Raw genomic sequence first — 20034 nt, 5'->3', positions numbered from 1 at the left:
GTCTGGTATAGTCGCGAAAACAATATATGGGTCACGACGAAGACCCCTGGAAGCGGACGGGCAGACCACGTGAACGACACTCCGGAAACACCTGAAAACGAAGACGAAATACCGTCTGGCAAATACGTCTATGATGGCCCGACCATCTCCATCACTGATGAGATGAAGACGAGCTATCTCGACTATGCGATGAGCGTGATCGTTTCGCGCGCCATCCCTGATCTGCGTGATGGCCTCAAACCGGTGCATCGCCGCATTCTTTATGCGATGCATGAGACCAACAATGCCCACGATAAACCCTATCGAAAATCGGCCCGCCCGGTCGGCGACGTCATGGGTAAATACCACCCGCATGGTGACTCTGCGATCTATGACGCCCTTGTGCGCATGGCGCAGGATTTCTCGATGTCTCTGCCGCTTCTGGATGGGCAAGGCAACTTTGGCTCGATGGACGGCGATAACGCCGCCGCGATGCGCTATACCGAAGTGCGGATGGACAAACCCGCCGCCTATGTCCTTGCCGATATCGACAAGGATACCGTGGATTTCCAAGACAATTATGACGGCAAAGACAAGGAACCGACGGTTCTTCCCGCCCGTTTCCCGAACATGCTGGTCAACGGCGCGGGCGGCATTGCCGTCGGCATGGCGACCAACATTCCGCCCCATAACCTTGGCGAAGTGATTGATGCCTGCCTTGCGCTGATTGAGGAGCCCGATCTCACCAGCGAACAACTGATCGACTATGTTCCCGGCCCCGATTTCCCCACCGGTGGCATCATGCTGGGGCGGACAGGCGCGCGCAAAGCCTATCTTGAAGGGCGCGGCAGCGTCATCATCCGCGCCAAGACCCGGATCGAGGAAATTCGCAAGGATCGCTGGGCCATCATCGTCGATGAGATTCCCTATCAGGTAAACAAGGCGTCGATGATCGAGAAGATCGCTGAACAGGTGCGCGACAAGAAGATCGAAGGCGTCGCCCATGTGCAGGACGAATCCGACCGCAACGGCGTGCGTGTGGTGGTCGAACTCAAACGCGACGCCACCGCCGAAGTGGTGCTCAATCAACTCTTCCGCTTCACCCCGATGCAGACCTATTTCGGCTGCAACATGCTGGCTCTGAATGGCGGTCGTCCTGAACAACTTACGCTGCGCAAGTTCCTGACATCCTTCATTGATTTCCGCGAGGAGGTCGTCGCCCGCCGCACCGCATTCGAGCTTAGAAAAGCCCGCGAACGTAGCCATATCCTCTGCGGTCTGGCTGTTGCGGTTTCCAATATTGACGAGGTCGTTGCAACGATCCGTAGCTCTGCCGACGCCGCCACCGCGCGTGAAAGGTTGATGGAGCGACGCTGGCCCGCCGCCGACATCGCAGACTACATTCGTCTGATCGACGATCCGACCCACACAATGAACGACGATGGCACCTATAATCTTTCCGAAACCCAGGCCCGCGCCATTCTTGATCTGCGCCTTCAACGCCTCACCCAACTCGGCGTCAAGGAAGTCACCGACGAACTTGAAGAACTGGCCCGTAAGATCAAGGAATACCTTGAAATTCTCGGATCGCGCGACCGGATTATGTCGATCATTTCTGATGAGCTTACAGAGGTGCGCGATCTCTTTGCCGTGCCGCGTCGCACCGAGATTGTCGACTGGTCCGGCGACATGGACGACGAAGACCTGATCGAGCGCGAAGACATGGTCGTCACCGTCACCTCGGGCGGCTATATCAAACGCACCGCTCTGGCCGATTTCCGTGCCCAGAAACGCGGCGGCAAAGGGCTGGCCGGGATGCAGACCAAGGAAGAGGACGTGGTCACCACGCTCTTTGTTGCCAATACGCATACGCAGCTTTTGTTCTTCACCACCGATGGCATGGTCTACAAGCTCAAGACATGGCGCCTGCCCCAGGGTGGTCGCACCTCCAAGGGCAAGGCGATCGTCAACATCCTGCCGATCCCGGCAGGCGTCAGCATCGCCGCCATCATGCCGGTCGATCGCGATGAAAGCGAATGGGCCGATCTGCAAATCGTCTTTGCCACCTCCGCCGGTTCGGTGCGGCGCAACCGATTGTCCGATTTCACCAACGTCATGCGCAACGGCAAGATTGCGATGAAGTTTGAAGACGACAATGCCAACACCCGCCTGATCAACGCCCGCATCTGCTCCGAAGATGACGACGTGATGCTGGTCACCAATTCGGGCCGCGCCATCCGCTTCCCGACCACCGAAGTGCGCGTCTTTAACAGCCGCAATTCGGTTGGCGTGCGTGGTATCCGCCTCAAGGGCGATGATGAAGTCGTCTCGATGTCCGTCATCCGCCACTTCAAGGCCGAAGCCGACGAGCGCGCCGCCTATCTCAAGATGCGCCGCGCCATGGCCGGGCTCGCCGACGATGCCGAGATTGAAGACGAAGACGAGGCCGCCCCCGGCGAATTGAGCCAAGAACGCTACGCCGAAATGTCAGCCGCTGAAAATCTCATCCTCACCATCACCTCTGGCGGCGCGGGCAAGCTCTCCTCCAGCCATGATTACCCCGTGCGCGGGCGTGGCGGAATGGGCGTTCAGGCGATGGACAAAGCGATGCGCGGCGGCGATATCGTCGCCTCCTTCCCGGTCGAACTTGACGACCAGATCATGCTCGCCACCTCCAAAGGCCAATCGATCCGTGTCCCGGTTGAAGGCATCTCCTTCCGCTCGCGCAGCGCTGGTGGTGTGAAAGTGTTCAACACCGGCAAAAACGAAGTGGTCGTTTCCGTCGCCTGGATCGCCGATCAGGGTGATGAAGACGATGCCGACGATGTAATCGACGCACCCGCGACGGAATAGAATCGGCTTAACCGCTTCGTAAATGTTTCATGGCATATCCGGGTGAAACTCTTGCCCGGATATGCGCCAATGAATTCCTATCTCTGCTCAATTGATCTCAAGGACGACGCCAAGGCGCTGGCTTTTGCCCATGCGCTCGATCAATGGATGGGTCTGCTCAAATCGCGCGGCGTAATCCTCGATTGGCGCCTGATGCGGCGCAAACTCAATCTCGCCGACACCCCCTATCGTGATTTATTGCTCGAAGTGGCGGTCGAAAGCCTCGATCAACTCGATCGCGCCTTCCATGTTTCTGGGGAGGAGGACGAAGCGGTCAACACCGCCTACCGCAATGTGCACACCCTGATTGCACACGCCGATTTCGCGCTCTACCGTCCGTTCCCCGATTCCGAACGGGTTGAACGTATGGGGCTTCTCTAGGGGTGGGCAATCTGCCCACCGTCCCAATCAAAGCCCATAGATCCCTTTGAACTTCGCCTCGACATAATCAAGCAATGGCGCCTCGCTTGGCGCCGCACCACAGGCGCGCTCAATCACCTCACGAGGTCGGTAAAGCCCGCCATATTGCTGAACATTCACCCGCAACCATTCCGTCGCAGGCTCCAGATCGCCGCGAGCCAGCTGATCGTCCAATTCCGGCACCGCCTTGCGCAATGCTTCATGCAAACACCCGGCATAAACATTGCCAAGGCTATAAGTCGGGAAATAGCCAAACAACCCAACCGACCAATGCACATCCTGCAAACACCCGTTTGATGGCTTGTCCACGGCAAAGCCGAAATCCGCCTCGAACCGCTCGTTCCAGGCACTTTCCAGATCACCGACCTGCAAGTCGCCCGCGATCAACGCGCGTTCCAGATCAAAGCGCAAAAGCACGTGCAGATTATATTGCACCTCGTCCGCCTCGGTGCGGATATAGCCGCGGTGTAGACGGTTCACCGTGGCAAAGAACGCATCCTCATCCACCACGCCAAAATCGCCAAACGCATCTTTCATCTCGCCAAAAAGCCAGCCGGTAAAGGCGCGCGAACGCCCCAGTTGATTTTCATAAATCCGACTCTGGCTTTCATGCACCCCCATTGAGACCCCCTGCCCCAACGGCGTAAACCCATATTCCTGTGCGATATTTTGCTCGTAACAGGCATGACCAGTCTCATGAATGGTCGAATAAAGACAATTGAACGGATCGTTGGGGTCGGTGCGCGTGGTAATGCGCACATCATTGAACGATCCAGACGAAAACGGATGCACCGCCTTGTCGATCCGCCCGCGGCTCATATCATAACCAAAGGTCTTGGCCAGCTTGCGCGCCAGCTTCATCTGCGCCTGTTCATCAAACGTGCCGTGCAGAGGCGCGGGGGCTTTGGCCGCCAGAGCCGCCTCTTGCAGCGCCACCAACCGGGGCCGCAGAGCGCCAAACATATCTGCCAACTCGCTTGCCTTGGCCTCTGGCTCATAGTCATCCAAAAGCGCATCATAAAGATCGCCGCCATCGGCCAACGCCGCCGCCTCTTCGCGCTTCAACCTGACAATTTCGTCCAGCACCGGCACGAAACTGGCCACATCTTCATCACCGCGCGCACGTGCCCATTGCCCCTGCGCCCGACTGGTCAGCCGCGCCAACGCCGTCGCCAATGCTTCGGGAACGCGCACCGTGCGCTCAAACGAGCGTCGGATATGGCGCAAATTGGCCTGTCCCACGGCGTCCAACGCGTTCTCGTCAATCGCGGCCAGCCATTCACCAATACGCGGATCAGAGCGGCGCGCGTGCAAAATCGCCCCCATCGCCGCGCTTTCCTCGGCACGTTGTTCACCCGCTTCGCGCGGCATCATGGTCTCCTGATCCCAGCCCAGCCGCCCGGCCACCTGCCCAAGCGCACCCGTCAGGCGCTCATGCGCCATCAACTCGTCATATGCTGTCATCATTCACCCTCTGATCGACGTAACTTGTGGATAAGCGGCCGCAAACCGCGCCCGGATGATCAAGACAAACACCGCCACGGCGCCCAGCTGATGCGCAATCGCAATCTCCCAAGGGGCTGCCGTCATCACCGTGTAAATGCCCAGAACAACCTGCAACGCCACCCCAATCGCGGCCAGCGAAAACGCCTGCTGCGTTTTGCGATTGGCGCTGCGCCGGCCGCGCATCCAGGCCCTGATCGTATATGCCGCCAGCAAATAGCCCACGATGCGATGCACAAACTGCACCGTTCCGGGGTTTTCAAAGAAATTGCGCCATGCCGGCTCGATCATCATCGCACCGGGCGGAATCACCTGCCCACCCATCAAGGGCCAATCGGTATAAGAGCGCCCGGCGTCAATCCCCGCCACCAGCGCCCCCAGAAGGATCTGCAGGAAAGCGAAATGCATCCATCCGGTTGAAATTGCAAACAGCTTCGCCTCGCGCCCGCGCCGTGCCTGCATCAGATCACGTTCCTCGCGCCCCAACACCAAGACATACCAAGCGATGAACCCGAGGATGACAAAGGCCAGCCCCAGGTGCGTTGCCAAACGATAGCTCGCCACGCTGGTCATCGACCCCGTAAGCCCGCTGGCCACCATCCACCAGCCAACGGCCCCCTGCAATCCGCCAAGCCCCCCGACAAGCAAAAGCCGCCCGGTCCACCCCGGCGGTATCCGCTTGCTCAGCCAGAAGAACACGAAGCCAACGGCCCAAACCAGACCAATCACCCGGCCAAGCTGGCGATGCCCCCATTCCCACCAGTAGATGACCTTGAAGTCATGCAGTTGCATCCACTTGTTTTCGATTTGAAACTGCGGACTGGCCTGATATTTTTCAAATTCCGCCTGCCAATCGGCCTCATTCATCGGCGGCATCGCCCCGGTCACCGGTCGCCATTCCGTAATCGAAAGCCCACTATCGGTCAGCCGGGTCAAACCACCCACGGCGATCATGATCACCACCAGCGCAAACAGCACCAAAAGCCAGGCGCGGATCGCGCCCCGCGCACCCCTGCGCCCGCGATCAATCATCCCGCCTTCGGGGACGATCGTCTTGCGCGCGCCCTCACCAACCTCTTCAAAAATTGAGCGTTTCTCTGCCATTCCAAGTCTCCATCACCGCCGCCAACCCTATGCCGGGACGCCGCCCGCTTCAACGGGTGTTGGTGTGCACCATCTGTCGCAGCACGCCATGCAACATCTGCACATCCGTGCGCGTCAATCGCATCCGGCTCCAGAGATTGCGCAGCCTGATTTTCATGCCCTCGGCCTTCTCGGGCGGATAGAAGAACCCCGACGCATCCAGCTCCCGCTCATAATGCTCGCCCAGCTTTTCAACATCCTGCCCCGTGGCCCAATCGCCCCGACTCGGCACATAGCTTTCATGCACAACATCCCCCGCCGCGCGCATCCACTCATAGCCGGTCAACAAAACACATTGCCCTAGGTTGAGCGAGGCAAAGCGCGGATTGACCGGCACCGAAATAATCGCATTGGCGCGCGCCACATCGTCGTTTTCCAACCCTGCGCGCTCTGGTCCGAACAACACGCCCACCTTCTCACCTGCCGCAATCCGCTCGGCCGCGTCGGCCATCGCCCGTTCCGGGCTCAATACCGGCTTGGTCAACTCGCGCGCCCGCGCCGTCGTGGCATAAACATAGGTGCAATCTTCCAGCGCCCCGGCCAGATCGTCATAGAGCAGCGCCTCATCCAAAAGCCGCCCCGCCCCGCTCGCCATCGCCACCGCCCGCTCGCTCGGCCAGCCATCGCGCGGCGCCACCACACGCATCCGGTCCAACCCGAAATTCCACATCGCACGCGCTGCCGCGCCGATATTTTCACCCATCTGCGGGCGCACCAGAACGAATGCAGGTTGCGGGGTTTCGCTTGGCATGGGGCTATTCTCCTGACGTCTGTCGCGCGGATACGCCACGCCAGAGCACAATAAAACCCCCTCACCGCTTCATCTTGCCAAAAATATCCAATCCCACCCTGCAACAATACGCTAGGTTCGTCGTGAAACGTAAAGGGACGTACCATGACCTATGACCCGGGCCACACCGCATTGCTGCGCGACGATCTCGCTGATCATGAGGTCGAAGAAAAGCGCATGTTCGGCGGGGTTTGCTTCATGCTGCGCGGCAACATGCTCTGCGGCACCCACAAGAACGGCGCGCTCTTCCGCGTCGGCAAACCCAACGTCGAAATTGCCCTCGCGTTGCCCGACGTGGACTATATGGAAATGACCGGGCGGCGGATGGGTGCCTTTGTCGATGCCGCGCCCGAGGCCCTTGAAGACGACACCACCCGCGCCGCGCTGATGCGCCTCGCCCTCGCTTTCAACGCAACCTTGCCAGCCAAGTGAGGCAATCGCTTGCCCCGGCGCGTTTTTCCGCGCTATAGCAGCGCGACGCCCCCGGTTCGAGGACAAGACAATGGACGCGCCCGAGACGCCGCAACTCTACATCATCACCCCCGCCGAGATCGAACTCAGCCGTTTCCCGGATCAACTCGCCCGCGTGCTTGACGCCCAGGCGGTTGCCTGCGTCCGGCTGGCCCTGTCCAGCCATGACGAAGACACGCTTTGCCGCGCGGCGGATGCAGTGCGCGAAGTCACCATCGCGCGCGACGTCGCCCTGGTGATCGAGCGTCACATCCTCCTCGTCGAACGTCTCGGCCTTGACGGTGTGCATCTCACCGATGGCGCGCGTCTGGTGCGCAAGGTGCGCCAGGAACTGGGCCAGGATGCAATCGTCGGCGCGTTCTGCGGCGCCTCGCGCCATGATGGCCTCAATGCGGGCGAAGCCGGCGCCGATTACATCAGCTTCGGACCCATTGGCGAAACCCCCTTGGGCGACGGCAGCGTGGCCGAACGTGACCTTTTTCAGTGGTGGAGCGAAGTTGTCGAAGTGCCCGTCGTAGCCGAAGGTGCGCTTGATGTTGACCTCATCGCCGATCTTGCCCCGGTCACCGATTTCTTCGGCATCGGAGACGAGATCTGGCTCGCCGACGATCCGGTTGCGGCCCTCAAGACTCTCATCGCCCCCCTGGCCTGATCTGAAAACCGGAGCAAAGCAGCGAGCGCAGCCTTAACCGCGCCGTTTTTGCCTGTTTCGCGGCCATAGGGTGCACGCCCTGTGCGCAGACCGGTGCACGCAAATCACCCCTATGAGTCGCTGCCCGAGGCGGGATTAACCATTCCCAAACCGCATGGATCGCGCCGTATTCTACGCCGCCACATCCTCGGGCAACCCACTGCGCACCGCCCTCTCACAGGCCCGCGCCAGCGCCTTGCGATCGTCAAATTCATCTACTTTCAGCGGGGTATGATAAACCACTGAGACCGTTCCCTGCCGCGCCGCCGCCAGTGTTTGCACAAGATGCGGACCAAATGCCATATCCCCCCACCAGCCATAAATTCTGGGGTCGGCCCCATTTGGCGGGCGATAGATCAATGTGACGGGTTGAATATAAAGCTCATGCACCAGATGCGGCGTAAAGAACGCCTGAAAAAGCGTTGATTTAAAAGGTAAAACGCGCCTTCCGTCCGTCGAAGTCCCTTCCGGAAAAAAGAGCAGGCGATGCCCCGCCAAGAGCCGTTCCTCGAAAATCTCTTGTTGCGCGCGCGCGTCGCGCGGGTCGCGGCGGATGAAAACCGTGCCCGTCGCCCGCGCCAGCCATCCGATACCCGGCCATCCCGCCACCTCGGACTTTGATACGAAATACACCCGCTTGCAGGCGTTCAGCGCAAAAATATCCAGCCATGACGCATGGTTAGACACCACTGCTCCCCGTTCGCGCATACGCACGCCCTCGACCCGATGCGCCATCCCGAGTATCCGAAACGCCGCCCGGCACACCGCCTGTACAATCCACGGCGTCCAGGGCCGATGTAGCCCGAAAAGCGGCCGTTCGATCAGCCGCAACAAGAGCAGAATTACCAGCCCACCAAAAACGATTACCCCCAGGATCAGGCCGCGTAGCACCACCCGCAGCCAGCCCAGCGGCCCGATCACAACCTCCGGCGGCTCCATTTGCGGATTCCACGTGCTCATGCGCGGCTTTCCCTTGCATAAATTCGTCGGCGCTTGGCGTTCATTCGCGCCGTATCCATGATCAGGCAAATGTCGGTGGTGTTGAATGCGTGATCCACAAAAGCGCCATCGCCCACCACGCCACCGAGCCGCAGATAGGCCTTGATCAATGCGGGCACTTGCACCATCGCCGCTCGTCTATCTAGCTGAGCTTCGTCCATCAAGTCCATGTTTTGATAGAGTTTAGAGCGAACGCAAAGATGTTCTGGTGCAAGGTGTCGATGATAGAGCAAAGATAATGGCTGTGCCAGAGCGGCGACATCCGTGCCATGAAAGCTGGCCACACCAAACAAGATTTCGATGCCATGGGTATCGACATAGGCCGCCAGCCCGTTCCAAAGGTGATACATGGCCGCCCCACCGCGATACTCGGGCAAAAGGCACGACCGCCCCAGCTCCAACAATTCGCGCCCGCTCTGGCGCAGCGGCCCAAGATCGTATTCATCTTCTGAGTAAAACTGCCCGGCCTCTCGCGCCATTCCCGAACGCATCAGCCGATAGACACCCACCACATGATCCAATGCCATCGCATTGCGGCTGTGGTCGATCAGGATCAGATGGTCAAAGTATGGGTCGAACCGGTCGCGTTCAAACCGGCCGACATGGTCCACCAGCGCCCCACCGCTGCCAAGCTCCTCGACGAAGACGCGATAGCGCAACCTCTGCGCCGCCAAAAGATCAGCTTCACATTCCGCCAGTCTCACTTCGTATTGCGGCTCGGCCATCTGCCCCAATCCTACCTGATCCGATGCGGTTCTAGGCGGGTAGCCGCCACCGTGCAAGGGAGGGTTAACACCCGTTAACCATTTGATAACTTTCACCCGTCATCAAGAACAGGTTCAAGCGCAATGCGCGCACCATCAATAACCACCTTACCAGCTTCGGGGAAGTTGACCGTGATCTTGCCGAGTATATTGGATTGCACCTGTCCGACCCCCCAATCATATCGGTTCGGGTGGCGCACGCGCATACCTGGTGCCAATATCGCATTCAAATCGTTCATCATTTCCTCATTTCGGAGCGCAACATGCCCAATACTACTACTCTTTCACTTGCCACACTGGTCGGTTCGCGCATCTGTCACGATCTGATCAGCCCGGTGGGTGCGATCAACAACGGAATCGAACTCATTGCAATGGGGGGCCCGATCGACACACCCGAGCTCACTCTGATCTCTGATAGCGTGTCGAATGCCGCCGCGCGCATCAAGTTTTTTCGCATCGCCTTTGGTGTGGCTTCGCCGGAGCAAACCTTGGGGTCTGCGACAGTTGTTCCAATTGTTTCTGACACCTACTGTGAAGGACGCCAGCGCGCCAGATGGGATGCCCAAGGCGATGTCAGCCGTGCCGAAGTCCAGGCGGCGTTCCTCGCCCTGCTTTGCATCGAATCCGCTCTGCCTCGGGGCGGTTTGATCACAGTAACGCAACATGGCGACAAACTCTGTGTGTCGGGTTCTGGGGGACGTGTGGCGCACGACAAGACGCTTTGGAGCAGATTGGAAGGGGGCAGTTCGGGATTTGGCGATCTGCGGCCCGACCAGGTACAGTTCGCCCTCCTGCCACTTGCATTGGCCGATCTGGGCCGCATGCCTGTGATTGCCGCCGGCGACGGCAGCCTCAGCATTACCTTCTGAAATTCTGCTCACGCCTTTCAGGTGCGCACCGCGCCATCGCCTTCAACAAGGTATTTGAAGCTGGTCAGTTGCGCCGCGCCCACCGGTCCGCGGGCGTGCATCTTGCCCGTAGCAATTCCGATCTCGGCACCCATTCCAAATTCTCCACCGTCCGCAAACTGGGTGGAAGCGTTGCGCATCAAAATCGCACTGTCCAGCCGCTCAAAAAAGAGCGCCGCCGCCTCGTCGTCCTCAGTGATGATACAATCGGTATGGTCGGATCCATAGGTGCGAATATGGGCGATTGCAGCGTCAATATCGGGGACTACTTTTGCAGCGATATCCATGTCAAGATATTCACGCCCCCAATCCTCGTCTGTCGCTGCAATGGTGCGCTCGATCACTTGCAGCGTCTCATCGGCGTGAACCCGCACACCCGCATCGATCAGTGCCCGGATCACACCCTGACCAATAGTGTCGAGCAGATCATGATGAATCAGCAAGCATTCAGCCGCACCGCAAATCCCCGTACGCCGCGTTTTCGCGTTCATCACGACATTCAACGCCTTCACCGGATCGGCCGCTTTGTCGAGATAAATATGCACAATGCCTTCGAGATGGGCAAAGACCGGCACTCGTGCTTCGCGTTGCACCAGACCAACCAATCCCTTGCCACCGCGCGGCACAATCACGTCGATCGTATCGGTCATGGTCAGCATCTCGCTCACTGCAGCGCGGTCTCGTGTTGGCACCAGCTGGATCGCGTCTTCGGGCAGGCCGGCTGCGCTCAGCCCCTCCTGCAAACAGGAATGGATGGCACCGGCTGAATGAAAACTCTCCGAGCCACCGCGCAGGATCACCGCATTGCCCGCTTTGAGGCACAGCGCCCCGGCATCTGCCGTCACATTGGGACGGCTCTCATAGATTACGCCAATAACACCCAAAGGCGTGCGAACCCGGCGGATGTGCAGGCCACTAGGTTGATCCCACTCGGCCAGAACCTCGCCGATTGGATCGGGCTGCTCGGCCACAGCGCGCAATCCATCGACCATGGCACGAATCCGTGCTTCATCCAGCATCAATCGGTCCATCATCGCTGCCGAAAGCCCTTTGTCGCGACCATAATCCAGATCTTTTGTGTTGGCCGCGATTATCTCGTCGCGTCTTGCCCAAACCGCTTCGGCGGCTCCGACCAACGCGGCATGCTTGCTCTCGCCACTGGTAAAGGCCAGTTGAGCAGCCGCGGATTTGGCGCGCGCTCCGAGATCGGCCATCAAGGCGTGAATATCGGCACTGTCTTTCATCGGATCAAACCTCTGGTTTGGGTGGAGAGCGGTAGATGTCTCCGGCGGGTGTATTTTTAGCAAGATGAGGCAATGGGCACCATAGCGGGCGGATCAAAGCGCCATATCATCACGGTGGATCAGAGCGGCGCGGCCCGGATAGCCCAAGATCGGCTCGATCCGGTCAGACTTTTGCCCCTTGATCGCGGCCGCTTCGACTGAAGTGTAGGAGCAAAGCCCTTGCCCGATCTTGTGCCCCTCAGTGTTGAGAATGGCCACAGGTGCGCCGCGCTCAAAACTGCCGGTCACTACACTTACGCCGGCAGGCAACAGCGAATTGCCCCGCAAGAGCGCGGCGACAGCACCGTTATCAACCGTGATAGCCCCCTTCGGCTTCATGGCAGCGATCCAACGTTTGCGCGCCGTGTGCGGATCGAGTTTGGCGGTAAACCATGTGGCATTGGCGCCCTCGTCCAGTGCCTTCAGAGGCCTGAGGCGTGCGCCTTCGGTGATCGCCATGGCACAACCCGCAGATGTCGCTGTTTTTGCCGCCATCAGTTTGGTGATCATACCGCCTTTCGACAGGCCCGAGCCTGCGTCCCCCGCCATCGCCTCGATATTGGGTGTAATCTCGTCAATCACATCATAGCGTAGCGCGCTCGCGTCCTGCGATGGGTTGGCGGAGTAGAACCCGTCAATATCCGATAAAAGCACCAGCACATCGGCCCCTACCGTCACGGCAACCTGCGCCGCAAGCCGGTCATTGTCGCCATAGCGGATTTCGTCCGTCGCCACGGTATCGTTCTCGTTGACAATCGGCACCACGCCAAGTGCCAGCAGTTGCTCCATCGTGGCGCGCGAATTAAGATAGCGTCGCCGGTCGGTGGAATCTTCCAATGTAACCAAGATCTGCGCCGTGGTGATACCGTGCGGCGCCAGCGCCTCTTCATAGGCGCGCGCAAGCCGGATCTGGCCCACCGCCGCCGCTGCCTGGCTCTGTTCCAGCGCCAATTCCGTCATAGGAAGTTTCAACACCCCACGACCCAATGCAATCGAGCCGGATGAAACCAGCACGACATCCTGACCCCGTGATTTCAGCCAAACCACATCCTCGGCCAGTGCATGCAGCCAATCCGACCGCAACCCGCCGGTTGTGCGATCCACCAGCAGGGCCGAGCCGATCTTGATGACCAGCCTGCGGGCATTACTCAGGGACGCCACTGTTCCGCCTCCGTCGCCGCTTTCTTGAAGCGCAGCCGGTCATCCTCAATCTCGGCACGCACCGCACGCAGCACTTCGGTAAGACCTTCACGCGAAACGCCCGATAGCATCAGAACAGGGCCACCCACCTCAGCTTCGAGCTCGGCCTTGGCCTCGGCTCGCGCCTCTTCATCCAGCGCATCAATCTTGTTGAGCGCGGTCACACGCGGTTTGTCGGCCAAATGCCCGCCATAGGCTTCGAGCTCGCCAATGATGGTGCGGTAATCTTCGCCTATCGTCGCGCTCGTCCCATCGACCAGATGCAACAGCACCGAGCACCGTTCGACATGGCCCAGAAACCGGTCGCCAATTCCCTTGCCTTCATGCGCGCCTGCAATCAGGCCTGGAATGTCGGCCATGACAAACTCGGCCCCATCCACGCCGACAACGCCGAGATTGGGGTGCAACGTCGTAAACGGGTAATCCGCAATCTTGGGCCGCGCGTTCGAGCTGGCTGCAAGAAAGGTCGACTTTCCGGCGTTGGGCAGGCCCAACAACCCGGCATCAGCAATCAGTTTCAGCCGCAGCCAGATGGTGCGCTCCACTCCATCCTGGCCGGGATTGGACCGGCGCGGAGCCTGATTGGTGGAAGACTTGAAATGCAGGTTGCCAAAACCGCCGTTACCGCCCTTGGCCAACAAGACACGTTCGCCGATCTCGGTAACGTCGGCAATTACGGTTTCTTCATCTTCATCCAGTATTTCGGTGCCAACCGGTACGCGCAGGACGATGTCCTCGCCATCTTTGCCAGTACGTTGTCTGCCCATCCCCCCCTGGCCATTCTGGGCAAAGAAATGTTGCTGGTAGCGAAAATCAATCAGCGTGTTCAGCCCTTCGACCGCTTCGGCCCAGACATCACCTCCGCCGCCGCCATCGCCACCATCAGGCCCGCCATACTCGATATATTTTTCGCGTCGGAAGCTGATGCATCCGTTGCCGCCCGAACCCGAGCGAATATAGACTTTGGCGAGATCGAGAAATTTCATGAAAGTCTTCCTAAAGCGTTTCGAGTTTAAGTTGAAACATAACTTGGACTCGAAACGCGTGTATCACTCACTCGTCCCGGGCGTTTCGACTTACCGCTGTGACTTAGCGATATGTTGGAATGCCTTAGGCCTGCACGGCCCACACCGCAAGCATAGCATGAACAATTTGCCCTCGCCGCCATCAGCATTTCAATGAGTAGGTCCAAGTTGGAACTGTCGCTGCGCGCGCAACCGAAAAGGTCTCTGCATCGCCCAGATATTCGAAACCCTGGTTGGTCAGCACCCGGGCCGAGGCCGGGTTATCCTGAAACACGCTGGCAAAGATCGTTTCGCTGTTCAGCGGGTTGGCTTGGAGAATGGCCGCCACTGCTTGTTGCGCAATGCCAGTGTTCCAGAAGGCCGGCGCCACCCAATACCCGATCTCACTATGATTTCGGTCCATCCGCGTCATCCCGACGACCCCCATCAATGCGGGCCCTTCCGCTTTGGTTGCGTCCATCGCCCAGACATCTTCCTGCCGGTCATCGGCTTGCGCGCGGCGTACGAAATCTTCCGTTGTCCCCGGAGGCAACGGGTGCGGGATCGACGCGGTGTTCTTTGCGACCCGTTGATCACCGGCATAAAGCTCGATCAGCCCCATATCCGACAAGCGCAAGGGCCGCAGATCGAAACGCTCGGTTTCGATCACCGGTTGATTGATAACCTTTTCAAATATCATGCGCTTTTTTCTCCTCCAAAAAGCACGAATACCACAGACGCCACAGTCAGCACCGCCAACCCCCACATCAAATATTTCTCGGCTCGCGTTCCGGCCACGAGATGGGCAATCCGGTCTCCTCCAAAAGTCCAGATTGGGTGCAGCACAAGTTGCAGGCTCAACAGACAGATGGCGATCACGGCCGTCGCCTGCAAGGCTGGGGTGTCCGGGGTCACGAAACTGGTAAATCCCGTGACAATCATCGCCCAGGCCTTGGGATTGAGCGGATGCACCGCCATGCCCGCAAGAAAGCCGGGCACCTCCGCTACATCGCCCTTTTCTGTAAGCCGAAGGTTCGCCACCTTCCATGCCAACCACGAAATATAAACGACACTGGCCCATTTCAACGCGGTAAAGAGCCACGGGGCGGACTCGGCAATTTCCATCAGACCAAAACCGATTGGCCAGATGATCAATTGCTTGCCCAAAACCACGCCCGCCACGAACGGCAACGCCGCGTGAAAGCCTAATCGCGCGCCGGTTGCCATCATCGCCATATTGGCAGGGCCGGGTGTGCCGACCTGGCTGGCTCCAAACGCAAGAAAACTGATCGTGGCGACAGGCATGATATGCCCTTCTCTACCCAAAACGAAAAAGGGGGACCGGCGGTTCGCGCCGATCCCCCTTTATGTATAAAACCTTAAGGTCGGCTTACTCAGCGGCCTCCGCCACCGGGAGAACCGAAATAAAGGTGCGGCCCTTGAGCCCCTTGTGAAACTTCACGTTGCCGTCGACTGTCGCGAAGATCGTGTGATCCCGCCCCATGCCTACGCCTTCGCCGGGCCAGCATTTCGTGCCGCGCTGACGGATGATGATGTTCCCGGGAACAACAACTTCGCCACCGTATTTCTTGACGCCAAGACGACGACCGGCAGAGTCGCGGCCGTTGCGGGATGAACCGCCTGCTTTCTTATGTGCCATCTGATCTCTCCTTTACCGTCTTACTTGGTCAACTTCACGGCCTGGTCAACCCAGCCCTCGCGCTCGATGCGCCCCTTGAAGTTAAGTTTCTCATCCATAGCAGCAATATCGTCTGCTTTCCATGCTGCAATCTGAGCGAAAGTCGTAACGCCATTTTCATGCAGCTTCTTTTCCAGCGCCGGGCCCACGCCCGACAGTTGCTTGAGATCGTCCGCGCCGGTATCGGCCTTGGCGGCGGCCTTCGGAGCAACCTTTTTCTCGGCCTTCGGCTCGGCTTTCTTGGCCGGCTTCTTGGCTTCTTTTACGGCCACGGCCACAGCCGCAACAGAGCCTGCGCCGACGGCAGCTTTTACGCCTGATTTGTCACCGCCGGATGCCAGGATCTCGGTGATCTTGAGCATGGTCAACTGTTGACGGTGGCCTTTGGTGCGCTTGGAGCCGTGCTTACGACGGCGTTTAACGAAGTGAATGACCTTGTCACCCTTGATCTGATCGACCACTTCGGCCTGCACGGCCGCGCCTTCGATCAACGGTGCGCCAACGACAACCTTGTCGCCGCCCAGCATCAACACTTCATTGAATTGAATCTTTTCACCCGCATCGGCAGCCAGCTTTTCAACCTTGAGCGTGTCGCCCGATTGAACCTTGTACTGTTTGCCGCCGGTTTTCATAACCGCGAACATCGCGTCTTCCTTTTGCTTTTCGCGTTCTGTGGCCCCGCTTTGCGGTGTTTTCAGGGTTCGCACCCCGCCTCGAACAGCGCGCCCGTTCGGGCGTCATTTCAAAACAACAACAGGCCACGTGCTTTACCTCGTGACCAGTCGCGCGCTTATCTTCAAATCCCTGCCCCAAGTCAAGAGCCAGCATTCAGCTTTTCACGCCCTGCCGCTTCATCTTTCCCAAAATACCCCGGGGGTTCGGGGGCCGGCCCCCGAAAAACGCCTTGTCACAGATCTTCCCCCTTCATCTGCTGTGCAACCGCCAGACCTAAGGCATAGCTCAGATCGGCATACATCGCGTCAAACCCGACAAACAGCGCGCGGTTCAACGCCTGCCCGGCCGCACTGCCTGACAGTGCCACATATTCACCCACCTCCGCATCCGAAAGCGGCGCATAGGCCATCAACAGGTATGACATCAGCCATTCCTCGGTATCGGCACGAATTTCGCTCTCTTGCTCCCAGACTTCAGCGAGCATCTCCTCCTCGCTCATTTCCATCGCTCCGCCTTCGACAAGTCCGCGATAGAACCGAAGGTTCGCGGTCAATGCGCCGGCAACGTTGAATTCAACAAGATCATTGATCGCGACATATTCCTTGAGAAGCGCGAGCCGGTCGGCTTGCGCATCAGAGGCATCACGGAAAGTCGCGCGGGCGGCTTCTTCTGCGGCGCCATCCAGAAAGGCCTCGCGCGCCAGGATTTCCTGCTCCACGATCCGCTTTCCTGTGGCAGAGTTGAAAAAGGCCAGCAGCGGGTCGAGATGTTGCGCGGGAATCCCGGCCTCCAGCGCCTGCGCCACCGACATCCGCATTTTCACGGGATCATAGAGCCGCATGACCACTGCGCCCCAGCTCGCACCGCCGCCATCGGGCAGGAAGTCGGCGCCGAGTTCGACGCCATAGCTCTGACCCTCGCTGCGCATCACGTCCAGCAGCGCGGGAATACCCAACGCGTCAATCAGCGCATCCCTGGAACTCTGGGTCGGTCCCTGAGCCTGGGCCAGCGCCGCCACCCCCAGCACCAGCCACAGCAGAACGGCGGCAACCGGCGCGGCCATCGGTGTAATCCGCTTAACGCGCATCACAATTCTTCTCCTGGGCTCATATCGGCCATCTTCACGGCCAGTGCCTCAAAACGGTTGGCCATAATCTCCCACTGAATCGCGTTCATCAGATCATAAACCGTGTTCATCCGCGGATCGATCAACGCCTCTGCATAGGTTTCGATCTCGTCATTGGTAAAGTCCCTGTAGGTGTAGGCCGCATTGGTCAGCGCCGACGCTGCCAGACTCTGGCGCAGCTCATCTTCGTTCTCGCGCAATCGGGCACGCAGCCCCTCTTCATCAATCTTCAGGGTCAACACCCCGGCCGCATTCGCTGCCATAATGAAACGCAACTGAATCTCCTGCACCGCACGCACCCCAAGCCCTGCGCTATCGATTGCGTCGTTCATCTTTCGGATCAGCTCCAGCCGCTCTGGATCCTCGCTGCGCATCTTTGCGATCAACGCCTCGCCCTGCGCCTTCTTGAGGGTGTCGTCCTCCATCATATGGCTGGAATTTTCCACCTCGACCAGACGAAGCCCCAGCGGCGTGGCATAAAACGACGCTGCATGCGTCAGAAGTTCGTCCGACAGCGTCTTCTCCAACAAGTCCAGCGCCATTGCTTGCATTCGATCACTATCAAAGACCTGCTTGGTCGTGCGGGTCCACTGATAGCCGAAATCATCCGCCTGCATGCCCAACATCAAGGGCGCGTTCTCGGCCGAAAGCGCGATCGAATCGAGCGCAACATCAAAGCCGGTGATCCCCAGAAATGCCTTGAGCCTCTCCCGGTCAGCCGCCTGCCCGGCCTGTGCCATCACGCCAATAAGCAACGTAGCAACGAGCAAAAGCCACCCTCTTGCCTGATATCCCTGTGCCAATCCGGTCTCCTTCGCCTTGCTTGGATCTCTCCTCAGAACCTAAGCGATTTCTGCTTCAAAACAATGCAAAACGGGCCTTGCACGAGCCGACAAAGGCGATTAAACGCTCATGGCCAGACCCCCGCGGAGAGGTGCCGGAGTGGTCGAACGGGGCGGTCTCGAAAACCGTTGACCCTGCAAGGGGTCCCAGGGTTCGAATCCCTGTCTCTCCGCCACAGTATTCTTATTTTTTGTTTTAGATCAATATCTTGCAGAGAATTTGAATTCTTCCTTCCCACATTTATTCCCACATCTATTTTTAGGTGGCTAGTCCTTGTTGACCTCTGAACCTCTATTAGTATTGGGTCTTGGTGTCGTATGTGAAACTGCAGAGCCGTTCCGCGAAATGATTATAAGTTTGGGTTACTAGACTTCGACCGTCCCGTGTCGCCTTGCCGGTCCAAATTCCGAAACAGTTCCCGTGCACGGTCTGTAAGTCCATATTTTTCGATATACTCCAGCAACACTGAACGCATCTCGCATATTTGGTTTTCAGTCATGTTTTTCCTCCGCGCGCTAAGCGTAGGTGTAAAAGATTAATAGACTGTAAACACATTCATTCCTCATACGCCCTTGCGACCACGGCTGCTGCGGAGTTTGAGGCTAGAATTTTTCGCCCGTAGACAGCAGGCATCTCTGGCGAAGCCCAACGTCCCGCAACCATGATTGCGCCTAGGTCGCAACCAAGTCGAAGCGCGTCGTGAACGCCACCAACTCTTGTACTATGTGCAGATACGTCTTTACGTCCCGTAAGTTTTTTGAATACTCGCGAAACCGTTGTTGGGACAATCGGCTTTCGGCTAGTGGCCTTCCTGGCATTGGTGAAGATATAGTCATCGCGGTTCAAGCCCTTGTTGCTTATCCAGTCATAAACAACCCTTGACCCAAGCTTCGACAAATAGCCGTACTCTCCCCTGCCATAAGGGTCCGTTTTAGAGTTGTTGATGGAAATTACCGCGGACCCATCATCTTGAGGCGAGAGATGCTCCACCTTCATTGCTACCAGTTCAGAAGCCCTGCACCAACTATCCGATGCCGTGATAAGCAGTGCCTTGTTCCGCAATTCTACTCTTGTGTTGCCTAAGCTCTTTATAATTGCAAGAACCTCAGACTTGCAGAGAGGTGGCGCTTGCCCAATCATTGATCCGTATTTGCGTTTAACCGCACGCAGGGCGATCAAAACGAGTCGATGACGGCATGGAGAGGGGTAGAATTCTGCACGATGGCATTCCCCCAAACCCCACAATCGTGTCTGGATGGTGTGCGCCTTCACCTTGCCTCCAAGGTAATCAACATATTCAGCCATTACTACAGGACTAATTGGCAACTCAGGGCTATGACCAAATTCATGGCACCAGCGCTGAAACAGGCGCCAAGACGTATCAATGTTTGTCAAAGTCTGTGGCGAAAAGGCGTCTTGATAGCGTTTCTTGTACTCAAGCGCCAAGAGCGCTCGCTGATCTTCGGCACCAACAAATTCTATAATTCTTGCCACGCGTTGTTCGCAGCGCTGGTATGTCTCGCGCATTATATGTTCCTTTCGTGATTCGTCAGGCCATTGAGGCACCGAACGGATTGTCGAAGAACGCATATTATCACTGATTTGTTGTTCGCGAGCCTATGCCCGCGTAAACTACAAGAGTCT

The 20034-nt window shown here is 58.3% G+C and carries 21 protein-coding genes and 1 tRNA gene; 6 read left to right on the top strand and 16 right to left on the bottom strand.

The genetic code is table 11. The annotated features are described in order from the left end of the window. Positions 1-69 precede the first annotated feature (69 nt). Together gyrA and LZG00_09375 are read left to right on the top strand one after the other, a co-directional pair. The gene (gene gyrA, locus LZG00_09380) at positions 70-2832 is read left to right on the top strand and encodes a DNA gyrase subunit A (protein ID MCF3594210.1); all 2763 of its coding nucleotides are present in this window, start codon (positions 70-72) and stop codon (positions 2830-2832) included. Between the two features lie 69 nt (positions 2833-2901). After that, positions 2902-3252: a hypothetical protein gene (locus LZG00_09375; protein MCF3594209.1), complete on the top strand. Its 351-nt coding sequence runs from the start codon at positions 2902-2904 to the stop codon at positions 3250-3252. A 27-nt stretch (positions 3253-3279) separates the two neighbouring features. Here LZG00_09375 and LZG00_09370 read toward each other — a convergent pair whose 3' ends face one another. Genes LZG00_09370 through LZG00_09360 form a run of 3 tightly spaced genes read right to left on the bottom strand, consistent with a single transcriptional unit; the run spans position 3280 to position 6688 of the window. Beyond that, the gene (locus LZG00_09370) at positions 3280-4755 is read right to left on the bottom strand and encodes a carboxypeptidase M32 (GenBank protein MCF3594208.1); all 1476 of its coding nucleotides are present in this window, start codon (positions 4753-4755) and stop codon (positions 3280-3282) included. Positions 4756-4758: 3 nt separating this feature from the next. Beyond that, positions 4759-5898 (bottom strand): COX15/CtaA family protein, encoded by a 1140-nt coding sequence (locus LZG00_09365; GenBank protein MCF3594207.1) that lies wholly within the window; start codon positions 5896-5898, stop codon positions 4759-4761. A 49-nt stretch (positions 5899-5947) separates the two neighbouring features. After that, positions 5948-6688 (bottom strand): RNA methyltransferase, encoded by a 741-nt coding sequence (locus tag LZG00_09360; GenBank protein ID MCF3594206.1) that lies wholly within the window; start codon positions 6686-6688, stop codon positions 5948-5950. 144 nt (positions 6689-6832) lie between these two features. Here LZG00_09360 and LZG00_09355 point away from each other — a divergent pair, with 144 nt between their 5' ends. Then, entirely contained in the window at positions 6833-7159 is a 327-nt protein-coding gene (locus tag LZG00_09355; GenBank protein ID MCF3594205.1) for a TfoX/Sxy family protein, read from the top strand. Between the two features lie 70 nt (positions 7160-7229). Next, the gene (locus LZG00_09350; protein ID MCF3594204.1) at positions 7230-7850 is read left to right on the top strand and encodes a thiamine phosphate synthase; all 621 of its coding nucleotides are present in this window, start codon (positions 7230-7232) and stop codon (positions 7848-7850) included. Between the two features lie 171 nt (positions 7851-8021). Here LZG00_09350 and LZG00_09345 read toward each other — a convergent pair whose 3' ends face one another. From LZG00_09345 to LZG00_09335, 3 genes are all read right to left on the bottom strand, one after another. Next, positions 8022-8849 carry a 1-acyl-sn-glycerol-3-phosphate acyltransferase gene (locus tag LZG00_09345; GenBank protein MCF3594203.1) on the bottom strand — a complete coding sequence of 276 codons (828 nt, stop codon included), beginning with the start codon at positions 8847-8849 and terminating at the stop codon, positions 8022-8024. After that, entirely contained in the window at positions 8846-9613 is a 768-nt protein-coding gene (locus LZG00_09340; protein MCF3594202.1) for a GNAT family N-acetyltransferase, read from the bottom strand. Before LZG00_09340 ends, LZG00_09345 begins: the two co-directional genes overlap by 4 nt. 92 nt (positions 9614-9705) lie before the next feature. Continuing rightward, on the bottom strand, positions 9706-9891 hold the full coding sequence (locus LZG00_09335) for a DUF3553 domain-containing protein (protein ID MCF3594201.1): 186 nt from the start codon (positions 9889-9891) through the stop codon (positions 9706-9708). 24 nt (positions 9892-9915) lie between these two features. Between LZG00_09335 and LZG00_09330 the strand changes: the two genes are divergently transcribed. Then, positions 9916-10521: a histidine phosphotransferase family protein gene (locus LZG00_09330; protein ID MCF3594200.1), complete on the top strand. Its 606-nt coding sequence runs from the start codon at positions 9916-9918 to the stop codon at positions 10519-10521. Positions 10522-10538: 17 nt separating this feature from the next. Here the strand turns inward: LZG00_09330 and LZG00_09325 are convergent, their stop codons facing one another. The 9 genes from LZG00_09325 to LZG00_09285 form a co-directional block, all read right to left on the bottom strand. Further along, on the bottom strand, positions 10539-11804 hold the full coding sequence (locus LZG00_09325; GenBank protein ID MCF3594199.1) for a glutamate-5-semialdehyde dehydrogenase: 1266 nt from the start codon (positions 11802-11804) through the stop codon (positions 10539-10541). A 93-nt stretch (positions 11805-11897) separates the two neighbouring features. After that, entirely contained in the window at positions 11898-13004 is a 1107-nt protein-coding gene (gene proB / locus LZG00_09320; protein ID MCF3594198.1) for a glutamate 5-kinase, read from the bottom strand. Then, positions 12992-14029, bottom strand: a complete 1038-nt coding sequence (gene obgE / locus LZG00_09315; GenBank protein ID MCF3594197.1) for a GTPase ObgE — start codon at positions 14027-14029, stop codon at positions 12992-12994. The genes proB and obgE overlap by 13 nt, the downstream gene beginning before the upstream one ends. A 181-nt stretch (positions 14030-14210) precedes the next feature. Further along, positions 14211-14747: a GNAT family N-acetyltransferase gene (locus LZG00_09310; GenBank protein ID MCF3594196.1), complete on the bottom strand. Its 537-nt coding sequence runs from the start codon at positions 14745-14747 to the stop codon at positions 14211-14213. Then, the gene (locus tag LZG00_09305; protein ID MCF3594195.1) at positions 14744-15352 is read right to left on the bottom strand and encodes a LysE family translocator; all 609 of its coding nucleotides are present in this window, start codon (positions 15350-15352) and stop codon (positions 14744-14746) included. Before LZG00_09305 ends, LZG00_09310 begins: the two co-directional genes overlap by 4 nt. An 85-nt stretch (positions 15353-15437) precedes the next feature. Further along, a complete protein-coding gene (rpmA, locus tag LZG00_09300; protein MCF3594194.1) occupies positions 15438-15707 on the bottom strand; it encodes a 50S ribosomal protein L27 in 270 nt (89 codons plus the stop codon). A gap of 20 nt (positions 15708-15727) precedes the next feature. Next, entirely contained in the window at positions 15728-16390 is a 663-nt protein-coding gene (locus LZG00_09295) for a 50S ribosomal protein L21 (protein MCF3594193.1), read from the bottom strand. Positions 16391-16653: 263 nt separating this feature from the next. Continuing rightward, positions 16654-17508 (bottom strand): DUF2059 domain-containing protein, encoded by an 855-nt coding sequence (locus tag LZG00_09290; protein MCF3594192.1) that lies wholly within the window; start codon positions 17506-17508, stop codon positions 16654-16656. After that, entirely contained in the window at positions 17508-18350 is an 843-nt protein-coding gene (locus LZG00_09285; GenBank protein ID MCF3594191.1) for a DUF2059 domain-containing protein, read from the bottom strand. Before LZG00_09285 ends, LZG00_09290 begins: the two co-directional genes overlap by 1 nt. A 125-nt stretch (positions 18351-18475) precedes the next feature. Here LZG00_09285 and LZG00_09280 point away from each other — a divergent pair. After that, positions 18476-18565: transfer RNA gene (locus LZG00_09280), tRNA-Ser, on the top strand. Positions 18566-18945: 380 nt separating this feature from the next. Here the strand turns inward: LZG00_09280 and LZG00_09275 are convergent. Continuing rightward, on the bottom strand, positions 18946-19917 hold the full coding sequence (locus LZG00_09275; GenBank protein MCF3594190.1) for a tyrosine-type recombinase/integrase: 972 nt from the start codon (positions 19915-19917) through the stop codon (positions 18946-18948). Positions 19918-20034: the final 117 nt, after the last annotated feature.

The organism is Rhodobacteraceae bacterium LMO-JJ12, assembly GCA_021555075.1.
Taxonomy (GTDB): domain Bacteria; phylum Pseudomonadota; class Alphaproteobacteria; order Rhodobacterales; family Rhodobacteraceae; genus JAKGBX01.
This window is presented reverse-complemented; position numbering and strand designations above follow the sequence as displayed.